The organism is Streptomyces sp. NPDC059909 (genome assembly GCF_042730885.1).
Lineage (GTDB): Bacteria > Actinomycetota > Actinomycetes > Streptomycetales > Streptomycetaceae > Streptomyces.
Genome location: NZ_JBHWKX010000020.1, coordinates 115,611 through 119,748, shown reverse-complemented (window position 1 = coordinate 119,748; position 4,138 = coordinate 115,611). Strand labels below are relative to the sequence as shown.

4 protein-coding genes and 1 pseudogene are annotated in these 4,138 nt (G+C 66.2%); 4 read left to right on the top strand and 1 reads right to left on the bottom strand.

The window, feature by feature from the left end; translation table 11 throughout:
* Positions 1-131: 131 nt before the first annotated feature.
* Positions 132-314, bottom strand: a pseudogene (locus ACFV9O_RS16485) (integrase core domain-containing protein); the annotation flags it as partial.
* 52 nt (positions 315-366) lie between these two features.
* Here ACFV9O_RS16485 and ACFV9O_RS16480 point away from each other — a divergent pair.
* From ACFV9O_RS16480 to ACFV9O_RS16465, 4 genes are all read left to right on the top strand, one after another.
* On the top strand, positions 367-1,446 hold the full coding sequence (locus ACFV9O_RS16480; protein ID WP_385417944.1) for a hypothetical protein: 1,080 nt from the start codon (positions 367-369) through the stop codon (positions 1,444-1,446).
* The gene (locus ACFV9O_RS16475) at positions 1,443-3,059 is read left to right on the top strand and encodes a 4-hydroxyphenylacetate 3-hydroxylase N-terminal domain-containing protein (protein ID WP_385417934.1); all 1,617 of its coding nucleotides are present in this window, start codon (positions 1,443-1,445) and stop codon (positions 3,057-3,059) included. Before ACFV9O_RS16480 ends, ACFV9O_RS16475 begins: the two co-directional genes overlap by 4 nt.
* A 219-nt stretch (positions 3,060-3,278) precedes the next feature.
* A complete protein-coding gene (locus ACFV9O_RS16470) occupies positions 3,279-3,428 on the top strand; it encodes a hypothetical protein (RefSeq protein ID WP_385417932.1) in 150 nt (49 codons plus the stop codon).
* A gap of 187 nt (positions 3,429-3,615) precedes the next feature.
* Positions 3,616-3,933 (top strand): VOC family protein, encoded by a 318-nt coding sequence (locus ACFV9O_RS16465; protein WP_385417929.1) that lies wholly within the window; start codon positions 3,616-3,618, stop codon positions 3,931-3,933.
* Positions 3,934-4,138: the final 205 nt, after the last annotated feature.

The following is a 4,138-nucleotide window of genomic DNA, read 5'->3' as shown; positions in this document are numbered from 1 at the left end:
GTCGACTGCCTGTACCAACGAGCTCCGTTGCTCTGCGTCGGAAATTGTTCAACGGGCTTGCGTGACCTGCGAAAACGCTAACTACCCGGCCTTGGGCCTTGTCCCCAAGGAGTGGATATCTGTTCGTATCGTTATGCGGCAAGTGTCGTGGTAGCTGACTGCTGTTCGTAGGCGATCGGTGCTTGCTGTCCGTTCGCCGAGTGTCGGCGGCGGGTGTTGTAGCGCGTGGTCCAGCGGAAGACCGCCAGGCGGCAGGCTTGGGTCCCGTCGAAGCGGCGGGCGCCACGGAGCGTTTCGCGTTTGAGTGCCGCGTTCGGGTTTCATCCGCTGGCCGCATGGTGCGCCAACACCACCGAGTCCCTGGCCATGCACCTGCGGCCGGGGAATTCCGGAGCGAACACGGTCACCGGCCACGTCCGTGTGCTCACCGGCGCCCTCGCGCAGATCCCCAGTTCCTCGACTGCGAAGATCCTCATCCGGGTGGACGGGGCAGGATCCACTCACGGGCTGCTGGAGCACCTGGAAGCCTTGAACACCACGCGGCGCACGGTCCGTTACACCGTCGGCTGGAAGATCACCGACGACGACGAGCGGGCCATCGCGAGGCTGCCCGAGGCCGCCTGGGAGACCTCCGTGCACCAGGACGGCAGCATCCAGGAAGGCTACTTCGTTGCGGAGCTGACCGGGGTGAACACCCGTGAGGGCCGACCGGAGGGGATGCGGCTGATCGTGCGTCGCGTCCGCCCCTCTCGGCGGCACCTGAAGAAACTGACCGCGTTTGAGAAGCAGACCGGCTGGCGCAACTGCGTTACCGCGACCAACATCCGCCACATATGGGGCATCGCCGGCTCGGGCCACGCCCAGTTCCTGGACGTGCTGCACCGCACGCACGCGTCCGTGGAAGACCGGGTGCGCACCAACAAGGCGATGGGCCTCGGCAACCTGCCCTCCGCTTCCTGGGAACATCGCCGCCGATCTCGACGCATGGCTGCGGCTGCTGTCCCTGCACGACATCGACGACCTGGCCGACGCCGAGCCGGACACCATGCGTTTCCGCCTCTACCATCTGTTCGCCCGACTCGCCGACGACGCCCGCCGCCGCTTCCTGCGGATCAAGCGGACCTGGCCCTGGGCGAAGGCGTTCACCACCTGCTGGCACCGGCTGACCGCCCTACCCGCCGTCGCCTGACGCCCAGACCACCCGCCCAGCGAGACAAGGAAAGGAGCAGACCTGCACGACCTCCGGGTGGCGTGGAACCCCGGCGCAGCCGCAGCGACACGCGAAGGCCCCGCCCGCGATCACGCGGAACAAACAGGGCGAACCGGCGGCCCGGTCACGCACTCACGGCCGCTGAAAAATCAAGGTTAACACCCTGTTCGCGGTTGGTTAACGCCTTAACCGCGACGATGAGCCGTGTCCCTGGAGAACTGGAGGCACGACTATGAGGACCGGTACGGAGTACCTGGAATCTCTGCGTGACGGGCGTAACGTCATCATCGACGGTGAGCGCATCGACGATGTGACAAAGCATCCTCTGACCCGTGGCTACGCCGCACAGGCCGCACGCTTCTATGACCTGCATCACGAGCCCGAGAACCAGGCCTCCCTGACCTTCGTCGACGAGGACGGCACGCGACGCCCGATCGGCTGGTTGTATCCGCGAAACCAGCACGACCTCGAACGGCGGCGCGACTACGCCAACTCGGTCATCCGCAGCTTTGGCGGCGGCGCGTTCGGCCGCCTCCCGCAGAGCAACAACGGCAACTGGTACGCCCTCGTGGACGACACCGCCCCTTGGGCTGAGCTGTCCAAGGACACGCCCGCGACCGTCGACCTCGCCCGCAACATCATCGCGGACTTCGAGGCCAACCGCGACGCGGACCTCTGGACGGTCCCCCTGCTCAACGACGTGCAGCGCGACCGCTCGGACCCCTCGGTGGCCGCACGCAACCCGATGCTCCGCGTCAAGGAGCGCAATGACGAAGGCATCGTGGTGGCCGGCTGGAAGGGGGTCTCCACGGCGGTCATATTTGCCGACACGATACTGCTCGGCAACATAGTGAAGCCCGGGACAGAACCGGAGCACATCATCTGGGCGAGCGTCCCAGTGAACCACCCGAAGGTCACGCACGTGGGACGCCGTTCCAACGCCACACCCGCCGAGTCCGGCTTCGAGCGGCCTCTGTCAAGCCTCGGCGACGAGCTCGACTCCATGGCGTACTTCGATGACGTCCTCATCCCGTGGGAGCACATCTACCACCTGGGCAACGTCGATCACTCCAGGTTGTACGCGCAGCGTACGTTCGATTTCGAGCACGCCGACACCCTGCACCACATGATCGTCAACGCGGAGCTCATGACCGGACTGGCGGTCCTCGTCGCACAGTCCACCGGAACGGCTCAGCACCCGGTCGTGGGATCCGACATCGCCGACCTCGTCCGCTTCCACGAGACGCTGCGCGCCTTCAGCATCGCTTCGGAGGCGACCGCGTTCGTGACGCCCAGGGGGCTGTGCAAGCCGAACAACATCTTCTACGACTTCGGCCGCGCGCACTACCTCGAGAACGTGGGCCGGCTGACGGAGAAGCTCGTGGAGATGTGCGGCCGCTCAGCGGTGTTGTCGCCGAGCGAGAAGGATTTCGAGGTTCCCGAGATCGGCACCAGGCTTCTGGAGATGTTCCACGGCACGACGATGAGCGCGCACGACAAGGTGCGGCTCTTCAAGTTCGTCCAGGACCGGTTCCTCAGCGACTGGGCCGGACGCTTCAGGTCGTTCGAGAGGTTCCAGGGCACGCCGTTGTTCCTCATCAAGCTGCTGACGATGCAGCGCATCTCGACCGACCCCGGCGGCTCCATCACCGAACTGGCCCGCGAGGCAATCGGTCTCGGCACCTCCGACGAGATGACCGCACGCGCCGTCGCGGAGCGGAAGGAGCTGTTCGGCTCGGTGACTCCCGTCGCCACCGAGCCCGCGCCCGCTCGGGCCGCCGCAGCCAACCAGGGCTTCTCGCTGGACGACAAGGATCAGCCCGACTACATAAAGACCCAGGACGCATGACCGCCACCGACGTGCTCGGCCCGCAAGATCCCGCGGGCCGAGCACACCGGCAGCGTACTTCGCCCGCCGGCGATTCAGGAGGCCGTCCATGAACGCGGTCTGGATGCCTTCAACGGGCGTTGTCACGTTGTTGGGAGTGTGAGTGCCTGACGGAGGGCCAGGGCGTGGTCGGCCTGGGGCGATGGCCTGGACGACAGCAGCGGCCAGGACGACCCGGCGGTGATCAACGGCTACAAGGCGGCCCGCAACCGGCCGGTCACCCGCAGCCAAAAGCAGGTCAACCAGCTGATTGCCGCGGTGCGAGCACGGATGCCCGCGACGATCTCCTCGGGACGGGCCCTCGTTTCACGGACCGACGTCGACTGCTGACAGTGGCACGCCGCTTCCCTCCGGCTCGGTGCTGCTCTGCGCCGATGCACAGACCCCGCAAGCGGGTGGGCACCTCCCGGCTCACAAGGACAGAATCTGACCTATATGCGGTGCACGATGTCCCACATGACGACTTTCCGTGGGCTCGCAACCATCCGTTACCACACCGACGACCTGGCCGCCGCCCGTGCCTGGTACACCCGAAGTCCTGGGCGTGGAGCCGTACTTCGAACGCGCTGAGTACATCGAGTTCCGGCTCGGCGACCACCTGCAGGAGTTCGGCATCTCACGCACCCCCTCCGCCCCGGCCGGCGTGGTCGCGTACTGGCATGTGGACGACGTCGACACGGAGATCGCGCGGCTGCTGAAGCTCGGCGCGAAGGAGCACGAGCCGCTGCGGAACTACGGCGACTTCCGGGCCGGAGCCGTGCTCGACCCGTTCGGCAACATCCTCGGGGTGATGCACAACCCGCACTACCTCGAGGTATTGAACGAACGCGGCTGAACCGAATCCGGCGGGTGATGACGCCCACACGCGGGTTCAGGCACTGAAGTTCGGACAACTGGAGCAGCCAGTCTTCAGCCCCGCTGCCCGCTCGGCGCACGGCCAAGAGCGGGCGTGGGCCGAGGCTGTGGTTTTTGTCGTTTCGGCGCGTCAAGAGGACTCAAACTCCCTGTGGCAAAGGCAAGTCATCCGTGGGGGAGCTTCT